The organism is Plasticicumulans lactativorans (assembly GCF_004341245.1).
Taxonomy (GTDB): Bacteria; Pseudomonadota; Gammaproteobacteria; order Competibacterales; family Competibacteraceae; genus Plasticicumulans_A; species Plasticicumulans_A lactativorans.
Map to the genome: position 1 here is coordinate 189,068 of NZ_SLWY01000001.1, position 26,040 is coordinate 215,107.

22 protein-coding genes are annotated in these 26,040 nt (G+C 73.8%); 10 read left to right on the forward strand and 12 right to left on the reverse strand.

All coding sequences use genetic code 11. The features are described from left to right. The first annotated feature begins 50 nt into the window (after positions 1 to 50). The 4 genes from upp (at position 51) to EV699_RS00795 (ending at position 2,858) form a co-directional block, all read left to right on the forward strand. Positions 51 to 683 carry a uracil phosphoribosyltransferase gene (upp, locus tag EV699_RS00780; protein WP_132538040.1) on the forward strand — a complete coding sequence of 211 codons (633 nt, stop codon included), beginning with the start codon at positions 51 to 53 and terminating at the stop codon, positions 681 to 683. A 110-nt stretch (positions 684 to 793) separates the two neighbouring features. Next, complete coding sequence (gene fabA, locus EV699_RS00785) at positions 794 to 1,309, forward strand: 3-hydroxyacyl-[acyl-carrier-protein] dehydratase FabA (RefSeq protein ID WP_132538119.1); 516 nt, start codon at positions 794 to 796, stop codon at positions 1,307 to 1,309. Positions 1,310 to 1,324: 15 nt separating this feature from the next. Further along, entirely contained in the window at positions 1,325 to 2,542 is a 1,218-nt protein-coding gene (gene fabB, locus EV699_RS00790; protein WP_132538041.1) for a beta-ketoacyl-ACP synthase I, read from the forward strand. A gap of 130 nt (positions 2,543 to 2,672) precedes the next feature. Continuing rightward, positions 2,673 to 2,858 (forward strand): hypothetical protein, encoded by a 186-nt coding sequence (locus EV699_RS00795; protein ID WP_132538042.1) that lies wholly within the window; start codon positions 2,673 to 2,675, stop codon positions 2,856 to 2,858. Between the two features lie 30 nt (positions 2,859 to 2,888). Here the strand turns inward: EV699_RS00795 and EV699_RS00800 are convergent, their stop codons facing one another. From EV699_RS00800 to thiD, 5 genes are all read right to left on the reverse strand, one after another. Next, complete coding sequence (locus tag EV699_RS00800) at positions 2,889 to 4,319, reverse strand: sigma-54-dependent transcriptional regulator (RefSeq protein WP_132538043.1); 1,431 nt, start codon at positions 4,317 to 4,319, stop codon at positions 2,889 to 2,891. A gap of 98 nt (positions 4,320 to 4,417) precedes the next feature. Further along, positions 4,418 to 7,279 (reverse strand): response regulator, encoded by a 2,862-nt coding sequence (locus EV699_RS00805; protein ID WP_165903975.1) that lies wholly within the window; start codon positions 7,277 to 7,279, stop codon positions 4,418 to 4,420. Positions 7,280 to 7,319: 40 nt separating this feature from the next. Further along, on the reverse strand, positions 7,320 to 8,498 hold the full coding sequence (locus EV699_RS00810) for a CaiB/BaiF CoA transferase family protein (protein ID WP_132538045.1): 1,179 nt from the start codon (positions 8,496 to 8,498) through the stop codon (positions 7,320 to 7,322). Then, entirely contained in the window at positions 8,495 to 9,154 is a 660-nt protein-coding gene (thiE, locus tag EV699_RS00815; RefSeq protein ID WP_132538046.1) for a thiamine phosphate synthase, read from the reverse strand. The genes EV699_RS00810 and thiE overlap by 4 nt, the downstream gene beginning before the upstream one ends. 13 nt (positions 9,155 to 9,167) lie before the next feature. Continuing rightward, positions 9,168 to 9,977, reverse strand: a complete 810-nt coding sequence (thiD, locus tag EV699_RS00820; RefSeq protein ID WP_132538047.1) for a bifunctional hydroxymethylpyrimidine kinase/phosphomethylpyrimidine kinase — start codon at positions 9,975 to 9,977, stop codon at positions 9,168 to 9,170. 111 nt (positions 9,978 to 10,088) lie between these two features. Here thiD and EV699_RS00825 point away from each other — a divergent pair, with 111 nt between their 5' ends. Further along, positions 10,089 to 10,253, forward strand: a complete 165-nt coding sequence (locus tag EV699_RS00825; protein WP_132538048.1) for a rubredoxin — start codon at positions 10,089 to 10,091, stop codon at positions 10,251 to 10,253. Between the two features lie 4 nt (positions 10,254 to 10,257). On the opposite strand, the gene EV699_RS00830 is transcribed toward EV699_RS00825, so the two are convergent. Both EV699_RS00830 and EV699_RS00835 read right to left on the reverse strand, forming a co-directional pair. Then, on the reverse strand, positions 10,258 to 10,815 hold the full coding sequence (locus EV699_RS00830) for a class II aldolase/adducin family protein (protein WP_132538049.1): 558 nt from the start codon (positions 10,813 to 10,815) through the stop codon (positions 10,258 to 10,260). Further along, positions 10,812 to 11,600, reverse strand: coding sequence for a metallophosphoesterase (locus EV699_RS00835; RefSeq protein ID WP_243662512.1), 789 nt, complete (start codon positions 11,598 to 11,600; stop codon positions 10,812 to 10,814). The genes EV699_RS00830 and EV699_RS00835 overlap by 4 nt, the downstream gene beginning before the upstream one ends. 147 nt (positions 11,601 to 11,747) lie before the next feature. Between EV699_RS00835 and EV699_RS00840 the strand changes: the two genes are divergently transcribed. After that, positions 11,748 to 12,368, forward strand: a complete 621-nt coding sequence (locus tag EV699_RS00840) for a YdcF family protein (RefSeq protein WP_132538051.1) — start codon at positions 11,748 to 11,750, stop codon at positions 12,366 to 12,368. A 71-nt stretch (positions 12,369 to 12,439) separates the two neighbouring features. Here the strand turns inward: EV699_RS00840 and EV699_RS00845 are convergent, their stop codons facing one another. The 3 genes from EV699_RS00845 to argE all read right to left on the reverse strand — a co-directional run bounded on the left by EV699_RS00845 (position 12,440) and on the right by argE (position 15,379). Beyond that, positions 12,440 to 12,754, reverse strand: a complete 315-nt coding sequence (locus tag EV699_RS00845; protein ID WP_132538052.1) for a c-type cytochrome — start codon at positions 12,752 to 12,754, stop codon at positions 12,440 to 12,442. 151 nt (positions 12,755 to 12,905) lie between these two features. Next, positions 12,906 to 14,225 (reverse strand): amino-acid N-acetyltransferase, encoded by a 1,320-nt coding sequence (gene argA, locus EV699_RS00850; protein WP_132538053.1) that lies wholly within the window; start codon positions 14,223 to 14,225, stop codon positions 12,906 to 12,908. Continuing rightward, entirely contained in the window at positions 14,222 to 15,379 is a 1,158-nt protein-coding gene (gene argE / locus EV699_RS00855) for an acetylornithine deacetylase (RefSeq protein WP_132538054.1), read from the reverse strand. Before argE ends, argA begins: the two co-directional genes overlap by 4 nt. 180 nt (positions 15,380 to 15,559) lie before the next feature. Here argE and EV699_RS00860 point away from each other — a divergent pair, with 180 nt between their 5' ends. From EV699_RS00860 to EV699_RS00870, 3 genes are all read left to right on the forward strand, one after another. Then, positions 15,560 to 18,277: a PAS domain S-box protein gene (locus tag EV699_RS00860; protein ID WP_132538055.1), complete on the forward strand. Its 2,718-nt coding sequence runs from the start codon at positions 15,560 to 15,562 to the stop codon at positions 18,275 to 18,277. Between the two features lie 136 nt (positions 18,278 to 18,413). Beyond that, positions 18,414 to 20,900, forward strand: coding sequence for a two-component system response regulator (locus tag EV699_RS00865; protein WP_165903976.1), 2,487 nt, complete (start codon positions 18,414 to 18,416; stop codon positions 20,898 to 20,900). A gap of 89 nt (positions 20,901 to 20,989) precedes the next feature. Continuing rightward, the gene (locus tag EV699_RS00870; RefSeq protein ID WP_132538057.1) at positions 20,990 to 21,478 is read left to right on the forward strand and encodes a hypothetical protein; all 489 of its coding nucleotides are present in this window, start codon (positions 20,990 to 20,992) and stop codon (positions 21,476 to 21,478) included. A 131-nt stretch (positions 21,479 to 21,609) separates the two neighbouring features. Here EV699_RS00870 and EV699_RS00875 read toward each other — a convergent pair whose 3' ends face one another. Then, positions 21,610 to 23,013 carry an FAD-binding oxidoreductase gene (locus tag EV699_RS00875; RefSeq protein WP_132538058.1) on the reverse strand — a complete coding sequence of 468 codons (1,404 nt, stop codon included), beginning with the start codon at positions 23,011 to 23,013 and terminating at the stop codon, positions 21,610 to 21,612. 127 nt (positions 23,014 to 23,140) lie between these two features. On the opposite strand from EV699_RS00875, the gene EV699_RS00880 reads away from it, so the two are divergent. Beyond that, positions 23,141 to 24,016 (forward strand): DUF72 domain-containing protein, encoded by an 876-nt coding sequence (locus EV699_RS00880; RefSeq protein ID WP_132538059.1) that lies wholly within the window; start codon positions 23,141 to 23,143, stop codon positions 24,014 to 24,016. Positions 24,017 to 24,160: 144 nt separating this feature from the next. On the opposite strand, the gene EV699_RS00885 is transcribed toward EV699_RS00880, so the two are convergent. After that, positions 24,161 to 26,008, reverse strand: coding sequence for a sensor domain-containing diguanylate cyclase (locus EV699_RS00885; protein WP_132538060.1), 1,848 nt, complete (start codon positions 26,006 to 26,008; stop codon positions 24,161 to 24,163). Between the last annotated feature and the right edge of the window lie 32 nt (positions 26,009 to 26,040).

A 26,040-nucleotide genomic window follows, 5' to 3' on the forward strand; every position in this document is an offset into this window, starting at 1 on the left:
CGTGCGGTGCCGCCCCCGGCCCGATCCCCCCGCGTGCGGAGAGCGTTCGTATGCCCGTGATCGAAATCACCCACCCGCTGGTGCAGCACAAGCTCGGCCTGATGCGCCAGGTCGACACGAGCACCAAGGGCTTTCGCGAACTCGCCGCCGAGATCGCCTGCCTGCTCACCTGCGAAGCCACCCGTGACCTCGAGACCGAGCCCGTCACCGTGCAGGGCTGGGCCGGGCCGGTCGAGGTGCGGCGCATCGCCGGCAGGATGATCACGCTGGTGCCGATCCTGCGCGCCGGCCTCGGCATGCTGGAGGGCGCGCTCGACCTCATCCCCGGCGCCAAGGTGAGCGTGGTCGGGCTGCAGCGCGACGAGACCACGCACCACCCGCGCGCCTACTACGCGAACCTCGTCGACGACCTCGCCGAGCGCACCGCGCTGGTCCTCGACCCGATGCTCGCCACCGGCGGTTCGCTGGCGGCCTGCTGCGACCTGCTGCGGGCGGCGGGCTGCCGCCGCATCAAGGCGCTGTGCCTGGTCGCCGCGCCGGAAGGGCTGGCGCTGATGGCGGCGCGCCACCCCGAGGTGGCGATCCACGTCGCCGCGATCGACCGCTGCCTGAACGAGAACGCCTACATCCTGCCGGGGCTCGGCGATGCCGGCGACCGCATCTTCGGCACCCGGCCCGGCTGAGCGGCGCGGCGCACCGGCCGCTTGCGGCAGCAAAAAACCGATATACTCTGGGCCCGTTTTTGTCCGTTCCGGGTACGACCCGGCACATGCTTCCCAAGGATCGCATCCACGTGTCCAAACCCTCCAGTTACGCCTACGAAGAACTGCTCGCCTGCGGGCGCGGCGAGATGTTCGGGCCGGGCAACGCGCAACTCCCCCTGCCGCCGATGCTGATGGTCGATCGCATCCTCACGATCAGCGAGGAGGGGGGCACCTACGGCAGGGGCGAGATCGTCGCCGAACTGGACGTGCACCCCGACCTGTGGTTCTTCGCCTGCCACTTCACCGGCGACCCGGTGATGCCCGGCTGCCTCGGCCTCGACGCCATGTGGCAGCTCGTCGGCTTCTATCTCGGCTGGATGGGCGGGCTGGGGCGCGGGCGGGCGCTCGGCTGCGGCGAGGTCAAGTTCAGCGGCCAGGTGCTGCCGAGCGCGAAGAAGATCACCTACCGCATCAGCATGAAGCGCGTGATCCTGCGCAAGCTCGTGATGGGGATCGCCGATGCCGTCATGGAGGTCGACGGTCGCGAGATCTATGTGGGCAAGGATCTCCGGGTGGGCTTGTTCACTTCCACCGACGGGTTCTGAGAGAGGTCATCGGCCATGCGTCGCGTCGTCGTCACGGGTATCGGAATCGTTTCCAGCATCGGCCGCGACAAGGCCGAAGTGCTCGACTCGCTGCGCGAAACGCGCAGCGGCATCGCCTTCGCACCCGAATACGCCGAGCTGGGATTCCGCTCGCACGTCCACGGACCGGTACGGGTCAACACCGAGGAACTGATCGACCGCAAGCTGCTGCGCTTCATGGGCGATGCGGCGGCGTTCAACTACCTGGCGATGCGCGAGGCCATCGCCGATGCCGCGCTGCCCGAGGGCGTGGTCTCGAACGAGCGCACCGGGCTGATCGTCGGCTCCGGCGGCGGTTCGCCGTACAACCAGGTCGAGGCGGTCGACATCCTGCGCAAGCGCGGCGCGCGCAAGGTCGGGCCGTACATGGTGCCGCGGACGATGGCGAGCACCACCTCGGCCTGCCTCGCCACGCCGTTCCACATCAAGGGCGTGAACTACTCGATCAGCTCGGCCTGCGCGACCAGTGCGCACTGCATCGGCAACGGCTACGAGCTGATCCAGTGGGGCAAGCAGGACGTGATCTTCGCCGGCGGCGGCGAGGAGGTGCACCCGTACATGTCGGTGCTGTTCGACGCCATGGGGGCGCTGTCGTCCAAGTACAACGAAACGCCCGAGCGCGCCTCGCGCGCCTACGACGCCGACCGCGACGGCTTCGTGATTTCCGGCGGCGGCGGCGTGGTGGTGCTGGAGGCGCTCGACCACGCGCTGGCGCGGGGCGCCCGCATCTACGCCGAGGTGGTCGGCTACGGCGCCACCTCCGACGGCTACGACATGGTCCAGCCCTCGGGCGAGGGCGCGGTGCGCTGCATGCGTCAGGCGCTGGCGACCGTCGAGACGCCGGTCGACTACCTCAATGCCCACGGCACCAGCACGCCGGTCGGCGACATGCGCGAGCTCGCCGCGATCCGCGAGGTGTTCGGCGAGCGCTGCCCGCGCATCACCTCGACCAAGTCGCTGAGCGGCCATGCGCTCGGTGCCGCCGGGGTCAACGAGGCCATCTACTCGCTGCTGATGCTGGAGCACGATTTCATCGGCGCCTCGGCCAACATCGAGCGGCTCGACCCCGAGGCCGAGGGGATGCCGATCGTGCGCAGCCGCATCGACAACGCCGGGCTCAACACCGTGATGTCGAACAGCTTCGGCTTCGGCGGCACCAACGCCACGCTGGTGTTCCGCCGCTACGCCGGCTAGGCGCCGGCGGCGCCGTGCGCGAAGGGCGCCCGCGGGCGCCCTTTTTCATGCCCCGGGCGGGGGTGCAACGTCGTGGTCATGTCGGGTGGCTAGAGTGCGCCGCGCACCCGATGGTCACCGGAAGGAATCCATGCACGTCTCCCTGCCCGAGCTCACCCGCGAGGCTGAACACGCGTTCGGCCGCGAACTGGACCAGCGCGAGTTCGAGCGCTTCGTCCTGACCCGCCACCAGGCGCTCGCGGCGCACCTGCACGAGCTGTGGCATGCCTACCGCGCCGGCAAGGCGCGCCTGGTCTGCCTCACGCTGCAGGGCTGAGCGGCGGCGCGTCGCGAGCACCGCGCGGCGTCAATGCCCGGCCGTGGCATCGAGCCAGGCCTGGCGCTTGCGGTAGATGGTCGAGGCGCTGATGTCGAGCAGGGCCGCGGCGCGCGGAACGTTGCCGTCGCAGGCGGCGATGGCCTCCTCGATCAGCTCGCGCTCCACGTCCTCGAGCCGGCGGATGCGCCGCGGCCCCGGGGCCGCCGCCGGCGCGCTGGCCGCCGCCGCGGCGGCCGGCCGGCCGGCCGGGGCGCGCGGCAGCCGCAGCGCCGGCGGCAGCATCGACGGCAGCACGCTGTCACCGTCGTTGAGCACGACGATCTGGCGCACGACGTTCTGCAGTTCGCGCACGTTACCGGGCCAGCGGTAGTCGAGGAGCAGCACCTCGGCCTCGCGCTCGAAGCGGCGGAAGCGCCGCCCCTCCTCGGCGGCGTAGCGCAGCAGCAGCTCGCGGGCGATCGCGATCACGTCGGTGTCGCGCTCGCGCAGCGGCGGCAGGTGCAGCGGCAGGACGTGCAGGCGGTAGAACAGATCCTCGCGCAGGCGCCCGCTCTCGACCTCGCGCTGCGGGTCGCGGTTGGTCGCGCAGACGAAGCGCACGTCCACCTTCTCCTGGCGGCTGCCGCCGACCGGCTGGAACACCCCGCTCTGCACGAAGCGCAGCAGCTTGGCCTGCAGCTCCGGGTTCATCTCGCAGACCTCGTCGAGGAACAGCGTGCCGCCGTCGGCGAGCGCCGCCGCGCCGCGGCGTTCACCGAGGGCACCGGTGAACGCGCCCTTCACGTGGCCGAAGATCTCGCTCTCCATCAGCTCGTGCGGGATGGCGGCGCAGTTCAGCGCGATCAGCGGCCCGGCGTGGCGGCGGCTCAGGCGGTGGATGGCGTCGGCCGCCAGCTCCTTGCCGGTGCCGCTCTCGCCGGTGATGAACACCGTCGCCTGGCTGGGCGCGGCGCTCTCGATGATGCGGTACACCGCCTGCATCGGCAGCGAGGCGCCGATGAAGCCGCAGAAGCGCTCGCGCGAGCCGTCGCGCAGCGTGTCGAGCAGGTCGTTGAGGTGCTGGCGCTCGATCGCGTTGCGCAGCGTCAGGCGCAGCCGCTCGGCGTCGAACTGCGTCTTCACCAGGTAGTCGTAGGCGCCGGCGCGCATCGCCGCGACCGCCTGCGCGACCGAGTCGTTCGCGGTGATGATCACCACCGAGGTCGGCAGCCCCAGACGCACGATGTGCGCGAGGATGTCCATGCCGTTCATGTCGGGCAGGCCGAGGTCGAGCAGCACCACGTGCGGCGGTGCGGCTTCGAGCACCTGCAGCGCCGCGGCGCCGGTTTCGACGTGCTGGATGCGCAGCCGCTCGTGGCGCAGGTAGCCGCGATAGAGCTCGGCCATGCTCGGGCTGTCCTCGATGATGAGGACGCGGGCATCGGCGTGGCGGGCGGGGAGCAGGGGATTTGCGGACATGGGCGACGGGTTCGGGTGGCGCGCGTGTGGACGCGTGTCGACGGCTCAAGGTTAGCCGTTCCGGGGTGTCCGCGGCGCCCGTCGTCGCCGCGGACGGCTCAGCGCCGCGGCGGGAAGAGCGCGGCGAGCGCGTCGAGCGCCGGCTGTGCCACCGCGCGCAGGCTGCGCGCGAGGGCGGCGGCCTGGACGTGGTCGTTGGCGCGGCAGGCCTCGTTCAGCTGGCGTGCCTGCGTCTGCAGCTGGCGGGCGCCGAAGGTGCCGGCGCTGCTCTTCAGCGTGTGCCCTTCGCGCTGCAGCGTGATCCAGTCGCCGCGCGCGAGCGCCGTGTCGACGTTGTCGAGGCGGTGCGCGGTCTCCTCGAGGAACAGCCGGACCACCCGCGTCAGCACCTCGGCATCGGTGTCGGCGCCCAGCTGGTCGAGCGCGCCGCGGTCGAGCACCGGTTCGGCCTCGCCCGCCGCGCCGTTGCCGGCGTGCTCGGCGGCCGGTGGCACGGTGTCGGCCGGCGTCAGCCAGTGTTCGAGTGTGGCGAGCATCTGCGCGCGGTCGATGGGCTTGGTCAGGTAGTCGTCCATGCCGGCGTTGAGGCAGCGTTCGCGGTCGCCGGGCAGGGCGTTGGCGGTCATCGCGACGATGGGGATCTTGCCGGTCGGCGGCGGCAGCTTGCGGATCTCGCTGGTGGCCTCGAAGCCGTCCATCTCCGGCATCGCCAGGTCCATGATCACCAGGTCGTAGGGGTTGCCGCGCACCGCCGCGACCGCCTCGACGCCGTTGTTGACGGCCTCGACGGTGTAGCCGGCCTTCTTCAGCATCGCCACCGCGACCATCTGGTTGACCGGGCTGTCCTCGACCAGCAGCAGGCGGCTCGCCCGCGCGCGCACCGCGGCGGGCGCCGCCGGTGCCGGCGGCGCGTTCACCGCGGCCTCGGCCTCCTCGTTGCGCTGCAGGGTCTCGGCATCGCCGAGGCCGACCGCCACGCACAGCCAGCGGTACAGGCTGTGCTGGCGCACCGGCTTGGTCAGCGAGGCCTGGAAGCCGAGCTTGCGCACCCGCGCGGTCACCGAGGGTGTGCCCATCGTCGCCATCAGGATCAGCCCGGTGCTGGCGAGCAGCGGGTCGTTGCGGATCGCCTGGCCGAGCTCCTCGCCGTGCATGTCGGCGAGCCACTGGTCGATCAGCACCACGTCGCAGGGCTGGCCGGCGGTGCGCGCGTCGCGCAGCAGCGCGAGCGCCGCCATGCCGTTGGCGACCGACTGCACCGTCATGCCCCAGCCGCCGAGCTCGCGCTCGCGCAGGCGCCGCGACACCGGGTTGTCCTCCACCACCAGCGCGCGCACGCCGCCGAGCGCGCGCGTGCCGGCGGCGGGCTCGACCGTTTCCGCGTCCGCCACCGTGCACACCAGCTCGAACCAGAAGATGCTGCCGATGCCGGTCTGGCTGCTGAAGCCGATGCTGCCGCCCATCAGCTCGACCAGCCGGCGCGAGATCGCAAGGCCAAGGCCGGTGCCGCCGTACTTGCGCGAGTGTGAGGGGTCGGACTGCGTGAAGCGCTCGAACAACTGCGCCTGGGCGACGTCGGGGATGCCGATGCCGGTGTCGGCGATCTCGAAGCGCAGCCGCGCCTGGCCCGGCGACGCTTCGCCACAGCGCGTGACGACGATCGACACGCCGCCCTTGCGGGTGAACTTGACGGCGTTGCCGGCGAGGTTGAGCAGCACCTGGCGCAGGCGGCCGACGTCGGCGCCGAGGCGCCGCGGCACCGAGGAGTCGACGTACGAGCCGATCTCGATGTGCTTGCCGTAGGCGCGCGGCGCCAGCAGCTCGGCCACGCCCTCGACCAGCAGGACGACGTCGAAATCGGTGTTCTCGAGGTCGAGGCGGCCGGCCTCGATCTTCGAGAAGTCGAGGATGTCGTTGATGATCGTCAGCAGCGCCTTGCCGGACTCGCTGGCGGTCTCGACGAAGTTGCGCTGCTCCTCGGTGAGCGGGGTGTCGAGCAGCAGCGTCAGCGTGCCGAGCACGGCGTTCATCGGCGTGCGGATCTCGTGGCTCATCGTCGCCAGGAAGTCGGACTTCGCGCGGTTCGCCGCTTCCGCGCGCTCGGCGGCGGCGCGCAGCAGCTCCTCCGATTCGCGCCGCGCGGCGAGGTCGCGCACCACCGCGCACCAGGCCGCGTTGCCGCCGCCCCCGATCGGGGTGATGGTGACCTCGGCCGGGAACTCGTTGCCGTCGGCCTGCAGCGCCATCACCTCCATGCGCCGCGGCGTCTCCGCCACCTCGCCGGCGAGATGACGGGCGATGCCGGCGGCGTGCGCGGCGCGGAAGCGCTCCGGCACCAGCAGCTCGATCAGCGGCTGGTCGATCGCGGCGGCGCGCGGGTAGCCGAACAGGGTCTCGGCGGCGGCGTTGAAGGCGATCAGCCGGCCGTCGGCGTCGACCGCGAGCGCGGCCTCGGGGAGGGCGTCGAAGGCCGCGGCGGCGAGCGCGTCGGCGGGCGCCGGCGCCGCTTCGAGCGTCGCCGCGGGCTGGGCGCTGACCACGTAGAACGCCGCGCCGGCACCGTCGCCGCGGCGCACGCCCAGCGTCACCGGCACCAGCGCGCCGCTCTTGTGGCGCAGCGCCAGCGCGCCCGGGTGGCCGCCGCCGAGCAGCACGGCGAGCGGCGCCTCGCCGAGTTCGGCGAGCACCGCCGCGGGGAACAGGACCTGCCAGCGGCGGCCGACGACCTCGTCGGCCGCGTAGCCGGTCAGCCGCTCGGCCGCCGGATTCAGGCCGTCGAGCACGCCGCTCTCGTGCAGCACCAGCAGCGGCACGTCGGTGGCCGCGAGCACGTCCTCGGCGCGCGGCAGCGCCGCCGCGGCGCTCGCCGGCGCCGCGCTGCCCGCTGCCGCCGGCTCCGGCGCCGAGCGCAGGAAGCCGAACAGCCGGCCGGTGAGGGAACGCGAACTCTTGTCGTTCATGCGGTCATCCAGGCACGACGGGTGAAGGGGCGGGCACGCATCAGACGACGCCGTCCCGGCGCAGGCGCGCGATCGTCGCGGTATCGTAGCCGGCTTCGGCCAGCACGGCGTCGGTGTGTTCGCCGGGCGCCGGCGGCGGGCGTTCGGGGACGGCGGCGGCATCGCTGAAACGCACCGGGAAGGCGCAGTGCAGCGGGTTGCCCGGGGTGTCGCCGCCGGCGAACAGCCCGCGCGCGGCAAAGTGTGGATCGGCGCGCACCCCGGCCATGTCGAGCACCGGGCTGACGCAGCAGTCGAGCGCGGCGAAGCGCTCGGCCCAGTACGCCTGCGGGCGACTGGCGAAGATCGCCGCGAGCTCGGCGCGCACGCGGGCCCCCTCGGCGCCGCGCGCGGTGTGCCCGGCGAGCAGGTCGGGGCGTTCGAGCGCGGTGCACAGCGTGGCCCAGAACTTCGCTTCGAGGGCGCCCACCGCCAGGTAGCGGCCGTCGGCGGTGGCGTAGACCCCGTAGCAGGGCAGCGCGCCGGTGAGGACGTCGGCACCGCGCGGCGCGCCCGCGCCGTCGGCCTGCAGCGTCATCAGCGGGAACAGGTGGTGCGCGGCGACGCAATCGGCCATCGCCACGTCGACGTAGCGCCCCTCGCCGCGCAGGCGGGCGTCGATCACGCCGGCGAGGATGCCCATCACCGCGCAGGCGGTGCCGCCGAGCAGGTCGCCGAGCTGCAGGCTGGGGATCGCCGGCGGCCCGCCGGCGCTGCCGGTCTGGTCGAGGACGCCGGCGTAGCCGATGTAGTTGAGGTCGTGCCCGGCGCGGTCGCGGTAGGGCCCGGTCTGGCCGTAGCCGGTGATCGCGCAGTAGACCACGCGCGGGTGATGCGCACGCACCGTCGCGTAGTCGATGCCGAGGCGCTCGACCACGCCGGGGCGGAAGCCCTCGACGATCACGTCGGCGCCGGCGGCGAGGCGCAGGAACACCTCACGCCCCTCGGCGCGGCGCAGGTCGAGCGTGAGCCCGCGCTTGTTGCGGTTGGTGAGCAGGAACAGGTAGGCGGTGTCGCCGGCCATCGGGCCGAGCGTGCGGGCGTAGTCGCCGCCGCCGGTGTCCTCGACCTTGATCACGTCGGCGCCCATGTCGGCGAGGTGCTGGGTGGCGAGCGGGCCGGGCAGCAGGCGGGTGAGGTCGAGCACGCGCAGGCCGGCGAGCGGCGGCGGGCGGCTCATGCCGGCGCCTCCGGCCCGAACAGCGCGGCGAGCGCGGCGGCGGCGGCGCGCATGTCGGTTGCACCGAACACGTCGCTGATCACCGCCAGGCTGTTGGCGCCGGCGGCGACCAGTTCGGCGCCGTTGCCGGCGGTGATGCCGCCGATGGCGACGATCGGGCAGGGCAGTTCGGCGCGCGCGGCGCGCAGCAGCGCCGCGTCGGCGCGCACCGCGCCGGGCTTGATGCGCGACGGGAAGAAGGCGCCGAAGGCGACGTAGTCGGCGCCGCCGGCCACCGCGGCGCGCGCGAGGGCGAGATCGGCGTAGCACGACACGCCGATCAGCGCCTGCGGGCCGAGTGCCGCGCGCGCCGCGGCGAGCGCGGCGTCGTCCTTGCCGACGTGCACGCCGGCGGCGCCGACCGCGGCGGCGAGCGCGACGTCGTCGTTGACGATCAGCGGCACGCCGCGGGCGCGGCAGAGCGCGACCAGCGCCGCGGCCTGGGCGTGGCGTCGCGCCGCGTCGTCGCTCTTGTCGCGGTACTGCACGACGCGCGCGCCGCCGGCGATCGCCGCCGCCACCGCCGCTGCCAGCGCGGCATCGGGGAGCAGGCCGGCGTCGGTGATCACGTAGAGCCCGCGCGGCAGGCGCGGGGCCGTTGTCGGGGCGGCGGGCATGGTGGCGGCGGACTCAGTCGAGGTCGGGGGTTTCGTCGTCGGCCCAGAACATGCGGTTGGGCACCAGCTGGCCGCCGCCGACCGCATAGCCGGCCCGCAGCGCCTCCCAGGTGTACTCCTGTGCCTGGTGGATCGCCGAGAGCGGCTCCTGGCCCTGGGCGACCAGTCCGGCGATCGCCGAGGCGAGGGTACAGCCCGAGCCGTGGTAGCTGTGCGGCAGGCGCTCCCAGGTGTAGGTCTCGAGCAGGCGGTGGTTGCCGTAGAGCTTGTTGATCACCCGCGGCGTGTGTTCGTGGGTGCCGGTGATCAGCACGTAGTCGGCGTCGCACGCGAGCAGCGCCATCGCGCAGGCGTCGAGGGTGTCGGCCTCGGGGGCGAGGCGGCGCGCCTCGACGCTGTTGGGGGTCAGCACCGTGGTCAGCGGCAGCAGCTCGCGGATGGCCGTGGCCAGCGTGTCGCCGTCGAAATCGTGGCCGCCGCCGGCGGCGAGGACCGGGTCGAGGATCACCGGGATGTGGCGGTGCTCCTCCAGCAGTTCGACCAGCGCTTCGGCGATCGCCGGGCTGCCGAGCAGGCCGATCTTGATCGCCGCCACCGGCATGTCGGCGAGCACCGCGCGCGCCTGCGCGATCACCAGGTCGGCGTCCAGCGGCACCAGCGCGATCACGTCGTGGGTGTCCTGCACGGTGAGGGTGGTGATCACCGGTGCCGCGTGGCAGCCCATGCTGGCCACGGTCTCGATGTCGGCCTGGATGCCGGCCCCGCCGCTGGGGTCGTTGCCGGCAAAGATCATCACCACCGGGACGGGGGGCGCTGGACTCATGCGGTTTCCTTGCTGGCTGTGGGCTCCGCGGGCCGCGGCACGGGGCCGATTCTCGGAGCCTGGGGGCCGTGGGACAATAGCCCATTCCTTCGGCACGAGCGATGCGCGCCCATGAAAGCCTACATGTGCCTGGTCTGCGGCTGGATCTACGAGGAGGAGAAGGGCTGGCCGGACGACGGCATCCCGCCCGGCACGCGCTGGGAGGACGTGCCCGCCGACTGGCACTGCCCGGACTGCGGTGCCGGCAAGGACGCCTTCGAGATGATCGAGATCTGAGCGGCTAGATCTTGCCGGCCTGCTGGGCGATGAACGCGGTCTTCGCCGACAGTTCGAGCGAGCAGGTCCACTTGTAGGCGAGGTTCAGCGTCTCGGCGCAGGCGAACACGCCGTGGCCGCGTACCACGGCGATCGGCACCCCGGCGAGCGCCGCCGCCACCTTGGCCGGGGCGAGCTCCTGGTAGCGCTCGAACGGGATGGTGATCACCGGCACGCGCCCGAAGTGGTACTGCCCCTCGAAGTCGGCGGGCACGAATTCCTCGTTGTCCATCGTCATCGCCACGGTGTAGGGGCCGTGGCTGTGCAGGATGGCGCGCGCGCGCGGGTTGGCGGCGTAGGCGGCGACGTGCAGCGCGGCGTCGAGCGAGGCGCCGCGGCCGATGTGCCCGGCGAAATCGCAGGCGACGAGATCACCGCTGGTGAGGGTGTCGGCGCAGCAGCCGGTGGGCGTCACCCACACCTCGTCGCCGTCGCGGACCGAGGCGTTGCCGCTGTGCGAGTCGTTGAGGCCGTACACGCGCAGCCAGTGATAGTGGCGGACCAGATCGTCTTTGATGTTCATGATGGGCGCGAAGTATATCGGTGAGCCCCGGCGTCGGGGCGGGAATTTGCCGGCGCTGCGCGCAGGATGCCGGTGGTGAGGCGGCCGTCGGCGTAGAGGTCCAGCCAGCGCGCGCCCGGCGGCAGCCGCGGGTCGAGCGCGAAGCGCGCGCGCCGCGGCCGGAACTGCACGCAGGTCGACGGGCAGCCGAGCACGCGGATGCCGCCGATGCGCGCGGCGAAGCCCTGGTGGGCGTGGCCGAACACCACGGCGCGCACCTGCGGGTGGCGCGCCAGCACCGCGAACAGCCGCTCGGGGGCGGCGAGGCCGATGGCGTCGATCCACGCGCTGCCGAGCGCGAGCGGCGGGTGGTGCAGCGCCACCAGCGCCGGGCGCCGCGGTGCTGCGGCGAGCGCGGCGTCGAGCCGGTCGAGTTCGGCGGCGCCGAGCGCGCCGCCCGATTGCCCCGGCAGCGTCGAGTCGAGCAGCACCAGCCGCCAGGCGCCGAGATCGGCGCCGCCGCTCACGCCCAGCGCACTCGCGGCGAGCGCCGCCGGGTCGTCGTGGTTGCCCGCCAGGCACAGCGTCGGCAGGCCGAGCGGGGCGAGCAGGGCGGCGAGACGGGCGTAGGCCGGCGCGCCGTCGTCGTGCGCGAGGTCGCCGGTCAGCAGCAGCGCATCGGCGCCGCGCGCCGCCACCGCGGCGAGCGTGGCGCGCAGTCCGGCGTCGGCATCGGCGCCGGCCATGCCGGCGGCGGCGCGCAGGTGGGTGTCGCTCAGCTGGACCAGACGCACACGGCTGTTCACGGCACTTCCCCCCGGCAGGCTGCGGTTATAGTACGGCTCCCAGGTCCGCGAGGTTTTCATGCCACGTTCCCGACTCCACCCCGCCGCCTCCCGCGCCGGTCTCGACCGCCGCCGACGGGGCGACGGCCGCTGACGCCGCCTCCGCCGATGCGCCGCCCCGGCTACCTGCTGACCGCGCTGGTGCTGCTGCCGCCGCTGCTCGCGCTGTGGCTGATGCTGCGCATCGTGGTGTTCTCCGACAACCAGGACGTCGAACCCGCCGACGCCGCGGTGGTGCTCGGTGCGGCGGCGTGGAACGGGCGCCCGTCGCCGGTGTTCGAGGAGCGCATCAAGCACGCGCTGACGCTCTACAACGAGGGCCGCGTGCGCGTCGTCGTGTTCACCGGCGGCACCGGCCGCGGCGACAACCGCAGCGAGGCCGAGGTCGCGCGCGCCTATGCGCTGAAGCGCGGCATCCCGGCGACCGCGGTGCTGACCGAAACCGAATCGCGTTCGACCTGGGAGAACCTCGTCGGCGCCAAGCGCCTGCTCGACCTGCACGGGCTCAAGCGCGTGCTGCTGGTCAGCGATCCGCTGCACATGCGCCGCGCGATGACGATGGCGCGCGATATCGGCATCGATGCGCATCCCTCGCCGACCCCCACCTCGCGCTTCATCGGCTTCTACACGCAGTTCGAACTGCTGCTGAAGGAGACCTACGACTACGCGCGCTACAAGTTCGGCCGGCACCTGGTCGACTTCGAGAGCGAGTCGCCCGAGAGCAACTGAGGCCGCGGCCCGCGCGCGGCGGAAAAAGGAACGGCCCCGCGCGGGGGCCGTCGGCTGCGCGCGGCGAGCGCCTACAGCGTCAGGATCCAGGCGACGATCTCCTTGATCTCGGCGTCCGGCACCGTGGCGTTCGGCGGCATCGGGATCTGGCCCCAGACGCCGGCGCCGCCGGCCTTGACCTTCGCCGCGAGCTTGTCGGCGGCGGTGGCGTCACCCTTGTACTTCGCCGCCACGTCCTTGTAGGCGGGACCGACGACCTTGGTCTCGACCTGGTGGCAGGCCATGCAGTTGTTCTTCTGTGCCAGCGCGAGGCCGTCGGCCTGCGCCGGCACGGCGACCAGCGCGCCGAGCAGCAGGGCTCCGGCAGTGCCGAGAATCGCTTTCATACGCTCTCTCCTGGATCGACTGGGTCGGTAGGACGGCCGGGGTGTGCCGGCCGCGGTGCTCCCGCGCCGCGGGATGCACCGTCCATTAGTCTCTGCCGAAGAGTGCCGGCAAGTCGATAACCGGCATCAAGGTTTCGCGGCGGCGGCGGGGTCAGCGCAGCGGCTTCAGGAACACCTTCGAGCGGCGCTGGTAGTTGTACAGCGCCTGCTTCTCCACCGGCAGGTCGGCGATCTCGGCGGGTTCGAAGCCGCGCTCGCGGAACCAGTGCGCGGTGCGCGTGGTGAGCACGAACAGCCCCTCCAGGCCCTCGGCGCGGGCGCGCGACTCCACCGCGCCGAGCAGCGCCTCGGCGCGCCCGCCGCGGCGGTAGTCGGGGTGCACGGCGACGCAGGCGAGTTCGGCCACCTTCTCGCCGGGGAAGGTGTGCAGCGCGGCGCAGCCGATGATGGCGCCGTCGCGCTCGATCACGGTGAAGCGGTCGAGTTCGCTTTCGAGGCGCTCGCGCGAGCGGCGCACCAGGGTGCCGTCCTCCTCGAGCGGGCGGATCAGCTCGAGCAGGCCGGGGATGTCGTTGAGCGTCGCCGGCCGCGCGCCTTCGTAGAGGTCGGCGTTGACCATCGTGCCGACGCCGTCGCGGGTGAAGAGCTCGAGCAGCAGCGCGCCGTCGAGCCGGCGCGGCACGATGTGCACGCGGCGCACGCCGCCGCGGCAGGCGGCGATGGCGTTGGCCAGTGCCTCGGCGGCGTCCTCGTCGAGCGGTGCGCCCTCGTCGAGCCGCCGTTCGGCCTGCTCGATGGTCAGCGCGGTCAGCGGCTGGCCGTCGCCGTCGCAGATGCGCCCTTCCTCGGTCAGCATCACCAACTTCTCGGCGCCGAGCGAGCGCGCCGCCACGGTGGCGACCTCGCGCGCCGAGACGTTGAACACCTCGCCGGTCGGCGAGTAGCCGAGCGGGCTCAGCAGCACGATGGTGTCGGCGCGGTGCCAGGCGCGGATCATGTCGACGTCGACGCGACGCACCTCGCCGGTGAACTGGTAGTCGACGCCTTCGCGCACGCCGAGCGGGCGCGCCACCACGGCGTTGCCCGAGGCCACGCGCAGGCGCGCGCCGTGCATCGGCGAGTTGGCCAGGCCCATCGACAGCAGGCCCTCGATGAGGATGCGGGTCGCGCCCACCGCCTCCTTGACGGCGTCGAGCGCCACCGTGTCGGTGATGCGCACGCCGTGCTCGAAGCGCGGCTCGTGGCCCATCTCGACGAGTTCGGCCTCGACCTGCGGGCGCGCGCCGTGCACCAGCACCAGCTTGAGCCCGAGCGAATCGAGCAGCGCGAGGTCGTGGATCAGCGAGGCGAAGCGCTCGCTGTCCTCGATCGCCTCGCCGCCGAACAGGATCACCAGGGTCTTGTGTTCGAGCGCGTTGATGTACGGCACGGCCTGCCGCAGGCCGTGCACCAGGAGCTTGTTTTCGTTCATGCGGCGGAGGGTTCCAGACAGAAGCGGCGGATCAGCGCGCGCAGCAGTTCGACGGTGGGGTTGAGGCTCGCCAGCGCGATGAATTCGTCGGGCTGGTGGGCCTGGGCGATGTCGCCGGGGCCGAGGACGATCGTATCGAGTCCGAGTTCGCGCAGATACGGCGCTTCGGTGCCGAAGGCCACCGAGCCGGCGGCGTGCCCGGTGAGCGCCTCGGCGGCGCGCACCAGCGGCGAGTCGGCGGCGGTCTCGAACGGCGCGATGCCGTGGATCAGCGGCGCGGTGTCGAGGGCGAGGCCGCTGCCGGCGAGCACGCTGCCGAGGCGGGCGGCGATCTCGCCGCGCAGCGCCGCCATGTCCATGCCCGGCAGCGGGCGGATGTCGATCGCCAGTTCGCAGTGCCCGCAGATGCGGTTGGGGTTGTCGCCGCCGTGGATCGAGCCGAGGTTGAGCGTGGGCACGTCGACCTCGAACTGCGGGTTGCGGTAGCGCTGCGCCCACTCGCCGCGCAGGCTCAGCAGCTCGCCGATCACCCGGTGCATGCCTTCGAGCGCGCTGTTGCCGAGGCGCGGGTCGGAGGCGTGCCCGGCGCGGCCGGTGATGCGGATCGCCTCCATCATCACGCCCTTGTGCTGGCGCACCGGCCTGAGCCCGGTGGGCTCGCCGATCACCGCGAAGCGCCCGAGCGGCCGCCCGGCCGCCACCAGCGCCTGCGCGCCGTCCATGCTCGACTCCTCGTCGGCGGTCGCCAGGATGATCAGCGGCTGGCGCAGCGCCGCCGCGTCGAGCCCGCGTGCGGCCTCGATCGCCAGCGCGAGGAAGGACTTCATGTCGGCGCTGCCGAGGCCGTAGAGGCGTCCGTCGCGCTCGACGCCGCCGAACGGGTCGACGCTCCAGCGGCCGGCGTCGAAGGGCACGGTGTCGGTATGCCCCGACAGCACCAGGCCGCCGGGGCCGCGGCCGAGCGTGGCGATCAGGTTGGCCTTGCGCGGATCGGCGAGCGGCTGGACTTCGGTGCGGAAGCCGAGCGCGGCCAGCCACTCGGCGAGGCGTTCGACGACGGCGCGGTTGCCCTGGTCGAAGGCGGGGGCGACCGAGCTGACCGAGGGCAGTGCGATCAGTTCGCGGATCATGCTGAGCAGGGCGGGAACGGGCATGGCGGCTCCGGTGCGGGATGCCCCGTATTCTAGAGGTCCGCCGCGACGATTTCGGGACGGCGCCCCCGCCCGCCGCCGTCGCGGCGGGCGGGGGCGGACTTCGCCGCGGCGCCGGTCTATAAAAAACTCGCCGAGCGCACCCGCGTCGCCGACGACGGGCGTCCACGCGAGAGACTGCGAGTGCCCCCCGAACCCGCCTCCACCCCCCTGGCCGCGCCGCGGCGCATCGCGCTCGCCTACGCGGCGTTCGCCGGCGCGTGGATCCTGCTGTCGGACCGGGCGCTCGACCTGCTGTTCGCCGACGGCCGGCTGCTCGGCACCCTGCAGACCTACAAGGGCGGCGCCTTCGTCGCCCTCACCAGCCTGCTGCTCTACCTCGCGCTCGCCCGCGACGCCACCCGCCGCCACGCCGCCGAGGCCGGGCTCGCGGACAGCGAGGAGCGCTATCGCCGGCTGCTCGACGGCGTGCAGGAGTACGCCATCTACCTGCTCGATCAGCAGGGCCGGGTGGCGAGCTGGAACCGCGGCGCCGAGCGCGTCAAGGGCTACTGCGCCGAGGAGATCCTCGGCCGCGACTTCGCCTGCTTCTTCCCCGCCGAGGCGCTTGCCGCCGGCGTGCCGGCCGCGCGCCTGGCGCAGGCGGCGCGCGACGGCCAGTGCGCCGACGAGGACTGGCGGCTGCGCCGGGACGGCGGGCGCTTCTGGGCCAGCACGGTGATCACCGCGCTGCGCGACGGCCGCGGGGCGCCGGCCGGCTACAGCGTGATCACCCGCGACATCACCGAGCAGCGGCTGGCCGCGCGGCGGCTCGCCGAGCAGGAGGAGCGCTTCCGCGTCACCTTCGAGCAGGCCGCCGTCGGCATCGCCCACGTCGCCCCCGACGGGCGCTGGCTCAGGGTCAACGAGCGGCTGTGCGCGATCGTCGGCTACTCGCGCGAGGAACTGCTCGCCCGCCGCTTCCAGGACCTCACCCACCCCGATGACCTCGCCGCCGACGTCGCCATGCTGCAGCGCCTGCTCGGCGGCGAGGCCACCACCTACGTGCGCGAGAAGCGCTACCTGCACCGCGACGGCAGCGTGGTGTGGATCGAGCTCACCGTGGCGCTGTGCCGTGGCGCCGACGGCACGCCGAAGTTCTTCGTCACCGTGCTGCAGGACATCTCCGCGCGCAAGCGCATCGAGGCCCAGGCACAGGCGCAACTGACCATGCTCGAAGCCCTCTACTCGGGCGCCGCGCAGCTCACCGGCAACCTCGAGGTGCAGGCGCTGGCCGACGGCACCGCGCGCTTCTGCGTCGAACGCCTGGGCGCGCGCCTGGCCTGGATCGGGCGCGCCGAGCCCGACGGCAGCCTGCGGCTGCTGACCAGCGCGCCGGCCGAATTCGACTACCCGCGGCGCATCGAAGTGCGCTGGGACGACTCGTCGCTCGGCGCCGGCCCGACCGGCATCGCCATCCGCAGCGGCCGGGCGCAGGTGGTCGACGACCTGGGCACCGCCGCCGCCGGCCGCTTCTCGCCGTGGCACGCTCTGGCGCAGGCGGCGGGCCTGCGCACCAGTGCGGCGCTGCCGCTGATCCACCGCGGCGAGCCCTTCGGCGCGCTCAACCTGTACGCGGGCGAGGCGGGCTTCTTCACCCCGATGCGCATCGAGCTGTTCCAGGCGCTCGCCAACCAGCTCGCCGGGGCGCTCGCCGGCGCCACGCTGTACGCGCGCCTGCGCGAGCAGGCCGGGGCGCTCGAACGGCGGGTGGCGGAGCGCACCGCCGAGCTCGCCGCGGCCAACGCCGCACTGACGCAGCAGGCCGAACAGCTCGCCGACCTCTACGACCGCGCGCCCTGCGGCTACCACTCGCTCGACGCCGCGGGCCGCTACCTGCGCGTCAACCAGACCGAGCTGGACTGGCTCGGCTACCCGCGCGAGGCGCTGCTCGGGCAGTCCTTCCGCGCGCTGCTCGGCGAGGCCTCGCAACGCCTGTTCGACGAGAGCTTCGCGTGCCTCAAGCGGACCGGCCGGTTCAGCGATCTCGACCTGGAGCTGCGCCGTGCCGACGGCACGCTGCTGCCGGTGGCGCTCAGCGCCACCGCCGTGATCGATGCCGAGGGGCGCTTCGTCGCGACCCGCTCGACGGTGTTCGACGTCACCGAGCGCAAGCGCGCCGAGGCGCTGGTGCGCCGGCTCAACGCCGAACTGGCCGAGCGTGCCGAGGTGACGGAAGCCGCCAACCGCGAGCTGGAGGCTTTCACCTACACGGTGTCGCACGACCTGCGCGCGCCGCTGCGGGCGATGCAGGGGCTGTCGCAGGCGCTGCTCGAGGACTACGGCCCGGTGCTCGACGCGACCGGGCGCGAGTACGCGCAGCGCGTGCTCGCCGCGGCCGAACGCATGGATCGGCTGATCCAGGACCTGCTCGTCTACAGCCGCCTGGGCTGGCGCGAGCTCGCGTGCACCGACCTCGAACTCGCCGCCGTGCTCGCCGAGGCGCGCGCGCAGGTGCTCGCCGATCCGGCGCGGCGCGGCGCGGTGGTCGAGCTGGTCGAGCCGCTGCCGGCGGTGCACGCCAACGCCTCGCTGCTGCGCCAGGTGTTCGTCAACCTGCTCGAGAACGCCTGCAAGTTCGTCGCCCCCGGCGCGCGGGCCGCGGTGCGGGTGTGGGCCGAGCGGCGCGACGGGCGGCTGCGGGTATGGGTGGAGGATGCCGGCATCGGCATCGCGCCGGAGCACCACGAGCGCATCTTCCGCGTGTTCGAGCGCCTGCACGGCATCGAGCAGTACCCCGGCACCGGCATCGGGCTCGCCATCGTGCGCAAGGCGGTGGAGCGCATGGGCGGCAGCGTCGGGCTCGCGTCCGCCCCCGGCGCCGGCAGCCGCTTCTGGGTCGAGCTGCCGGCGCCGGGCTGAGCGCCGCCCCCCCCGGCCGGCCAGCCGGGGGGCGCCCGACGCTGCGCCGATGGGCCGGCGTGTACTGGGCGCGCGCGTGAAATCGGTACACCATGGCTCATCGCCCCCGCACACCGGTCCGGAGACGCACTGCATCATGGCTACCGCTGCCGAATCGTTGTCGTCGCCGCACATCGTGGTGGTCGACGACAACCCCGACGACCGCCTGCTGGTCACCCGCGGGCTGCTCCGCCAGTGGCCCGGCTGCCACGTCGAGGCGGTGGCCGAACCCCTGGCGCTGGAGGCGGCGCTCAGGCAGGCGCCGCCCGACCTGGTGATCACCGACTACCAGCTGCAGTGGGGCACGGGGCTCGAGGTGTTCGCGCGGGTGCGGGCGGCCTGGCCCGACTGCCCGGTGGTGATGTTCACCGGCACCGGCAGCGAGGAGGTCGCCGTCGCCGCGCTGCAGAGCGGGCTCGACGACTACGTGCTGAAATCCCCGCGCCACTACGCGGTGCTGCCCGAACGCGTGCGCCTCGTGCTCGAACGCGCGCGCGACCGCACCCGCCTCGCCGCCGCACAGGCGGCGCTCGCGGCGAGCGACGCGCGCCTGCGCAGCGTCACCGACCAGTTGCGCGAGGTGATCTTCCAGCTCGACGCCGAGGGCTGCTGCCAGCTGCTGAGCCGGGCGTGGACGCGGATCACCGGCCTGCCGGTGGCCGAGTGCATCGGCCGGCCGTTCGACACCTTCGTGCACGCCGACGACCGCGCCGCAGCCCTCGACCGCTACCTCGCGCTGATGCACGGCGGCACCGACCTGCAGCGCAGCGTGCTGCGGCTGCTGCGCGCCGACGGCAGCCTGCGCTGGGTCGAGGTGCATGCCCGCCCGAGCAGCGACGCCGAGGGGCGGGTGAACGGGCTCGCCGGCACCCTCACCGACATCACCGCCCGCCACCAGGCCGAGGCCAAGCTGCGCCTGTACGCGACGGTGTTCGAGCGCAGCGCCGACGCGATCTACGTCACCGACGCCGACGGCACCATCGTCGCCGTCAACCAGGCCTTCAGCCGCATCACCGGCTACAGCGCGGCCGAGGCCGAGGGGTGCACGCCGCGGCTGCTGAAGTCCGGGCACCAGGACCGCGCCTTCTACGAGGGCCTGTGGGGCGACCTGCTGCGCAGCGGGCACTGGCGGGGCGAGATCTGGGACCGGCGCCGCGACGGCAGCCAGTTTCCGAGCTGGCTGTCGCTGGCGGCGGTGCACGACGAAGCCGGCGCCACCACGCACTTCATCGCGATCCAGAGCGACCTGTCCGAGCGCAAGCAGGCCGAGGCGCGCATCCACTTCCTGTCGCAGCACGACGCGCTCACCGGGCTGCCCAACCGCGCGCTGCTCGCCGAGCGCATCGAGCAGGCGCTGGGGGTCGCGCGGCGCGAGGGCGGGACGGTGGCGGTGCTGCACCTCGACCTCGACCGCTTCAAGGTGGTCAACGACTCGCTCGGGCCGACGGCGGCCGACCAGCTGCTGCGCGGCATGGCCGAGCGCCTGCACCTGAGCCTGCGCATCGGCGACACGCTGGCACGCCAGGGCGGCGACGAGTTCCTCGCCGTGGCGCGCTGCCGCGGCGGTGCCGCCGAGGCCACGCAGTTCGCGCGGCGGCTGCTCGGCGTGGTCAGCGAGCCGCTCGATGCCGGGGAGCGCGACCTGAGCCTCACCGGCAGCATCGGCATCAGCCTGTTCCCCGACGACGGCGGGGATGCCGACACCCTGCTCAAGGCCGCCGGCAGCGCGCTGCACACGGTCAAGGCGCGCGGCGGCAACGGCTACGCGCTGCACACCCCCGAGCTCGCCGTGCAGGCGCAGGAGCGGCTGCGGCTCGAGACCGCGCTGCGCGGCGCCCTCGACGCCGGCGAGTTCCAGCTGCACTACCAGCCGCAGCTCGACCTCGCCAGCGGCCGGCTGTTCGGCGTCGAGGCGCTGCTGCGCTGGCAGCACCCGGAGTTCGGCCACATCCCGCCGCAGCGCTTCATCCCCCTCGCCGAGGAGACCGGGCTGATCGTGCCGATCGGCGACTGGGTGATCGCCCGCGCCTGCCGCGACCTCGCCGACTGGGGCGCGCAGGGCATCGCACCGCCGCGGGTGGCGGTGAACCTGTCGGCGCGCCAGTTCGCGCAGCCGCAGCTGTTCGCGCGGGTCAAGGCGCTGCTGGAGGCGAGCGGCCTGCCGCCCGGGCGCCTGGAGGTGGAGATCACCGAGAGCCTGCTGATGCAGGACCCGGAGGCCACCGTGGCGACCCTGCGCGCCTTCGTCGAGCTGGGCGTCAGCGTGTCGATCGACGACTTCGGCACCGGCTATTCGAGCCTGAGCTACCTGCGCCGCTTCCCCATCCACACGCTGAAGATCGACCGCTCCTTCGTCATCGAGCTGGGGCACGACGCCAGCGACGCCGCGATCGTCAGCGCCATCATCGCGATGGCGCACCGCCTCGGCCTGCAGGTGATCGCCGAGGGGGTGGAGACCGCCGCGCAGCGCGACTTCCTGGCCGCCGAGGGCTGCGATGCGATCCAGGGCTACTGGCTGGCGCGGCCGATGCCGGCGGCGGCCTGCGCCGAGTGGATGCGCGGGCACGACGCGCAGGCGGCCTGAGGCCTTGACACGGCGGTGATTCCCCGCTGGGCGGTGCGCCGCCTGCTTTACTTGGGGGGCTTCGAAACATCACGCGGGAGGGCCGCATCATGCTCGAAAGCGTCAGACACGGCTGGTACAGCCTCGCGCCGCACTGCGAGGTCGAGTTCGAACACGGCGTGCCGGTGCGCATCGCCTGCGAGTGGTCGCGCAAGCCCGAGCACGAGGCGTCCCTGGTCGACGACATCCACGCGCTCTGCGGCTTCCGCGTGAGCATCGGCGCCTGGAGCGGTGACGGCAGCCCCGAGCGCGAGGCGCCGCTGACGGTGGCAGCGGCCGAGTTCGACGGCGTGCTCACGCGCCGCGCGCGCTCCGCGGCGGCGACCTTCTTCGACCGCTACGGGCACGCGCTGCGGCCGCAGGACACCGACTTCGAGGAGGAGGCCTACGCGCAGGATTTCATCGCCGCGATGCACCACTGCGGCGTCGGCTGGGACGACGTCGACAAGGAGGCGCACTTCGCGGCCTGGCGCAGGACGCTGCACGCCGAGGCCGAGCGCCTGGTGGCGCGCGACGGCGAGGTGCAGGAAGAGCCCTGAGCCGCGGCGCGGCGGCGGACGGCGCGCGCGGCCAGGCCGAGCCCGCACCGCGCGCCGCGCCCGCCCGCGTACCCGTGCCCCCGCCCTCCGCCCGACCGTGCGCTCGGCGCAGCCGGCGGCGTGCCGCACGCTCAGCCCGGCGGCAGTACCGCGCCGGGGTTGAGGATGCCGCGCGGGTCGAGCGTGCGCTTGATGCCGCGCATCAGTTCGAGTTCGAGCGGGGACTTGTAGCGCGCCATTTCGCCGGTCTTGCTGCGGCCGACGCCGTGCTCGGCGCTGAAGCTGCCGCCGCAGGCCGCCACCAGGTCGTGCACCACGCGCTCGCAGCGTCCCCAGCAGGCGAGGAAGTCCGCCGCGGCCATGCCCGGCGGCTGGCTCAGGTTGAAGTGCACGTTGCCGTCGCCGACGTGGCCGAAGGGGTAGGGGCGCACCCCCGGCAGCAGCGCCGTGCACGCCGCGCTGGCCTGGCGGATGAACTCCGGCACGCGGCTCACCGGCACCGCCACGTCGTGCTTGATGCTCGCGCCCTCGTGGCGCTGCGCCTCGACCAGCCCCTCGCGCAGCCGCCACAGCGCCGCGGCCTGCGCCTCGCTCGCGGCCGTCGCGGCATCGACGATCTCGCCGGCGGCGAGCGCATCGGCGAGCAGCGCCTCGAGCCGCGCCGCCGGAGCGTCGCCGGCGCCGTCGAGCTCCAGCAGCACGCACCAGGCGTGCGCGACGTCGAACGGGTCGCGGCAGCCCGGCACGTGGCGCACCGCGGCGTCGAGGCCGATGCGCGGCAGCAGCTCGAAGCTCGTCAGCGTGTCGGCCGAGGCGTGCCGCGCCCGCGCCAGCAGCGCCAGGCAGGCATCGAGATCGGCGAGCGCGGCGAGCGCGGTGGCGCGCCGCTCGGGCAGCGGGAACAGCCGCAGCACCGCGGCGGTGATCACCCCCAGCGTGCCTTCGGAGCCGATGAACAGGTCGCGCAGGTCGTAGCCGGTGTTGTCCTTGCGCAGCCGGCGCAGGCCGTCCCACACGCGGCCGTCGGCGAGCACGACCTCGAGCCCCAGGCACAGCGCGCGCGCGCTGCCGTAGCGCAGCACGTTGAGGCCGCCGGCGTTGGTCGCGAGGTTGCCGCCGATCGTGCACGAGCCCTCGGCGCCGAGCGACAGCGGGAACAGCCGGCCGTGGGCGCGCGCGGCCGCCTGCACGTCGGCGAGGATGCAGCCGGCCTCGGCGGTGAGGCTGCCGTCGAGCGCATCGACGGCGCGGATGCGGTCGAGCCGCGCCAGGCTCAGCACGAGCTGCCCGGCCGTCGGCAGCGCGCCGGCGCAGCGCCCGGTGTTGCCGCCCTGCGGCACCATGCCGACGCCGGCCTCGTGGCAGGCGGCGAGCACCGCGGCGACCGCGGCGGTGTCGGCCGGGCGCACCACCGCGAGCGCGGCGCCGTGGTGGCGCGCGCGCGATTCCTCCAGGTAGGGCGCCATCGCGGCGGGCTGGTCGAGCCAGCCGGCGGGGCCGAGGCGGGTGCGCAGACGGGCGAGGGCGGGGTGCATGGCGGTGCGGCGGGCGGCGGGGAGGCATTCCAGTCTACGGCCTGCCGCCGTGCGGCGCCCGCGGTGCGGCGGCGGCACACTCGGGTAGGATCGCAGCGCATCCGCCCCTGCGCCCCCGGAGGGCACCGTGACGACGCCCCCGCTGTACCTCGGCTGCCCGGTGTGGAGCGAGCGCCGCTGGCTCGGGACCTTCTTCACCGCCGCCGCGCGGCCCCATGAACACCTCGCGCAGTACGCCAGCGTGTTCGACGCGGTCGAAGGCAACAGCACCTTCTACGGCCTGCCGCGCGCCGAGACCGTGCAGCGCTGGGCCGCCGACGCGCCGGCGCGCTTCCGCTTCTGCTTCAAGTTCCCGCAGCGCATCAGCCACGCGCTCGCGCTGCGCGGTGCCGAGGCCGACACCGCCGCGTTCCTCGCGCGCCTGGCGCCGCTCGGCGCGTGCCTCGGCCCGTGCCTGCTGCAACTGCCGGCGAGCTTCGGCCCCGACGGCGTGCCGGCGCTGCTCGCCTACCTCGACGCGCTGCCGGCCGAGTACACCTGCGTGGTCGAGGTGCGCCACCCGGCATTCTTCGCCAAGGGCGAGGCGGAGATCGCGCTGAACCGGGCGCTGCGCGCGCGGGGTGTCGACCGCGCGATCCTCGACAGCCGCGCGCTGTTCAGCACGCCGCCGCCCGATGCGGCGAGCGCCGAGGCGCAGGCGCGCAAGCCGCGCCTGCCGGTGCACGCGGTGGCGGTGGGGCCGCGGCCGCTGCTGCGCTTCATCGGTCACCCCGAGCTCGAACGCAACCGCGCCTACCTGGCGCCCTGGGTCGACAAGCTCGCGGCGTGGATCGGCGAGGGGCGCACCCCCTACGTCTTCACCCACATGCCCGACAACCGCGACGCGCCGGCGCTCGCGCGGCTGTTCCACGGCCTGCTGCGCGCACGGCTGCCGGAGCTGCCGCCGCTGCCGCCGGCGCCGGCCGCGCGTACGCCGCGGCAGCGCCAGGCCGATCTGTTCTGAGGGGGAGGGGGTGGGCGGCGCCGGTGCCGGCGCACCTTCCTGTACGCCTGCGCGGTGCGGCGCCGCCCTGCGCCCGCGGCGCGTGCAATCCGCTCCGCGGCACCGCCGGGCACCGGTGCGGACGCCCGCAGGCCGGTGGCGGCTTCAGGCGGTGCGGGCGAAGTAGCGGAAGCCGTTGCGGCCGTCGCACTTGACCCGGTACATCGCGCTGTCGGCGTGGTTCAGCAGGGTGTCGAGGTCGGTGCCGTGCTCGGGGTAGAGGCTGATGCCGATGCTCGCCGACACCTGGCACTCGTGGCCATCGAGCACGCAGGGCGCGGCGAGCGTTTCGAGGATGTGGCGGGCGATGCGGTCGAGGTCGGCCGGGTCGCGGATGTCTTCGAGCAGCACCACGAACTCGTCGCCGCCGAGGCGCGCCACGGTGTCGCTCGCCCGCACGCAGGCGCGCAGGCGCCGGCCCGTCTCGTGCAGCAGGCTGTCGCCGCTGGCGTGGCCGAGGCTGTCGTTGATCTGCTTGAAGTGGTCGAGGTCGATGAACAGCAGTGCCAGCCCGGCGCGTTCGCGCTCGGCAAGGCCGAGCGCGGTGCGCAGCCGGCTCTGGAACAGCGAGCGGTTGGGCAGGCCGGTGAGGGCGTCGAAGTGCGCGAGCTGGCGGATGGTCGCGGCGTCGCGCTCCTGCAGCAGCGTGGAGCCGAGCCAGCGCGCCAAAAGGCGCATGAACTCGATCGACTCGGCGTCGAACGGCGCCGGCTCGGTGCCGAAGAACTCCACCGCGCCGCGGATGCCGTCGCCGAGGTCGGGGTCGCCGAGCGGCGCGCCGATGTAGCGGCGCAGCTCCGCGGGCAGCCCGGCCCCGGCGGCGTCGTGGGCGAGATCGGCGATCGCCAGCACCAGCCCGGCGCCCGGCGGCTGCGTGCAGAGCTGGCTCGGGCCGACCGCGCCGGCGGGTATCGGCGTGCTGTAGAGCACGCGGCAGCCGCGCTCGCGATGGCCGCCGCAGACGCGCCCGTAGGGCATGCCGAGGTGCCCGGCGGCGAGCTCCAACGCCTGGCGCAGGCGTTCTTCGAGCGGATGGTGCCCCGCGGCCATGATCGCGTTCAGCGTGTGCAGGCCGCGCTGGTGGTGCAGCAGCCGCGCCTGCGCGGTGTGGCGTTCGCTGATGTCGCGCACGATCGCCGTGGTCAGGCGCACGCCGTCGCCGGCGGTGAAGTGGGTCAGGTGCACCTCGGCCGGGAAGCGGCTGCCGTCGGCGCGCTGGCAGAAGGCCTCGAAGCGCGCCTGGCCGGTGGCGGTGCCGAGGTCGCCGCGCCAGCGCGGATCGGCCGGGTCGCCGATCTCCTGCCAGCGCCGCCGCTGCAGCGTTTCGGGGGCCCAGCCGAACAGCGTGCGCGCGGCCGGGTTGGCATCGAGCACGGCACCGTCGGCGGCGGCGAGCAGCAGCGCGTCACCGCTGCTGTCGAACAGCGCCCGGTAGCGCGCCTCGCTCAGCGCCAGCGCGGCCTCGGTGCGCCGCGACAGCATCGCGATGGCGGCGAGGTTGGCGGCCTCGGCGATCACCTGCTGGGCGCGCTCGTCGGGTTCGCACACCTCGCGGTAGTACACCGCGAAGGTGCCGAGCACGTGTCCCTGCGGGGCGAGCACCGGCGTCGACCAGCATGCGCGCAGCCCGTAGGGGCGCACGACGTCGACGTAGGGTGCCCAGTTCGGGTGGGTTTCGATGTCGGCGACGACGACCTGCCGGGCGTGCCAGGCGGCGGCGCCGCACGAGCCGACCTCGGGGCCCATGTCGAGGCCGTCGATCGCCGCGTTGTAGTCGTCGGGCAGGCTGGGGCCGGCGCCGAAATGCAGGCGGCGGTCGGGGCCGACCACCAGCAGGCTGCACAGCGCACCCGGCAGCTTCTCCTCGATGCCGAGGCACAGCGTGCCGAGCACCTCGCGCAGACCGGCGCCCTGGCACAGCAACTGGATCACCTGCTGTTCAGTCCGCGTCATGTCAGCGCCCTCCCGGCACCGGGCCCTGCGGG

Bases quoted from the DNA above. Each gene is read 5' to 3' on its own strand.
- EV699_RS00870 (WP_132538057.1), top strand. From the start codon at position 20,990: ATGCTCGAAAGCGTCAGACACGGCTGGTACAGCCTCGCGCCGCACTGC.
- argA (WP_132538053.1), bottom strand. From the start codon at position 14,225: ATGAACGAAAACAAGCTCCTGGTGCACGGCCTGCGGCAGGCCGTGCCG.
- EV699_RS00800 (WP_132538043.1), bottom strand. From the start codon at position 4,319: ATGTCCGCAAATCCCCTGCTCCCCGCCCGCCACGCCGATGCCCGCGTC.
- EV699_RS00805 (WP_165903975.1), bottom strand. From the start codon at position 7,279: ATGAACGACAAGAGTTCGCGTTCCCTCACCGGCCGGCTGTTCGGCTTC.
- EV699_RS00840 (WP_132538051.1), top strand. From the start codon at position 11,748: ATGCGCCGCCCCGGCTACCTGCTGACCGCGCTGGTGCTGCTGCCGCCG.
- EV699_RS00885 (WP_132538060.1), bottom strand. From the start codon at position 26,008: ATGACGCGGACTGAACAGCAGGTGATCCAGTTGCTGTGCCAGGGCGCC.
- thiD (WP_132538047.1), bottom strand. From the start codon at position 9,977: ATGAGTCCAGCGCCCCCCGTCCCGGTGGTGATGATCTTTGCCGGCAAC.
- thiE (WP_132538046.1), bottom strand. From the start codon at position 9,154: ATGCCCGCCGCCCCGACAACGGCCCCGCGCCTGCCGCGCGGGCTCTAC.
- fabB (WP_132538041.1), top strand. From the start codon at position 1,325: ATGCGTCGCGTCGTCGTCACGGGTATCGGAATCGTTTCCAGCATCGGC.
- EV699_RS00810 (WP_132538045.1), bottom strand. From the start codon at position 8,498: ATGAGCCGCCCGCCGCCGCTCGCCGGCCTGCGCGTGCTCGACCTCACC.
- EV699_RS00830 (WP_132538049.1), bottom strand. From the start codon at position 10,815: ATGAACATCAAAGACGATCTGGTCCGCCACTATCACTGGCTGCGCGTG.
- EV699_RS00795 (WP_132538042.1), top strand. From the start codon at position 2,673: ATGCACGTCTCCCTGCCCGAGCTCACCCGCGAGGCTGAACACGCGTTC.
- upp (WP_132538040.1), top strand. From the start codon at position 51: ATGCCCGTGATCGAAATCACCCACCCGCTGGTGCAGCACAAGCTCGGC.
- EV699_RS00825 (WP_132538048.1), top strand. From the start codon at position 10,089: ATGAAAGCCTACATGTGCCTGGTCTGCGGCTGGATCTACGAGGAGGAG.
- EV699_RS00875 (WP_132538058.1), bottom strand. From the start codon at position 23,013: ATGCACCCCGCCCTCGCCCGTCTGCGCACCCGCCTCGGCCCCGCCGGC.
- EV699_RS00845 (WP_132538052.1), bottom strand. From the start codon at position 12,754: ATGAAAGCGATTCTCGGCACTGCCGGAGCCCTGCTGCTCGGCGCGCTG.
- EV699_RS00865 (WP_165903976.1), top strand. From the start codon at position 18,414: ATGGCTACCGCTGCCGAATCGTTGTCGTCGCCGCACATCGTGGTGGTC.
- argE (WP_132538054.1), bottom strand. From the start codon at position 15,379: ATGCCCGTTCCCGCCCTGCTCAGCATGATCCGCGAACTGATCGCACTG.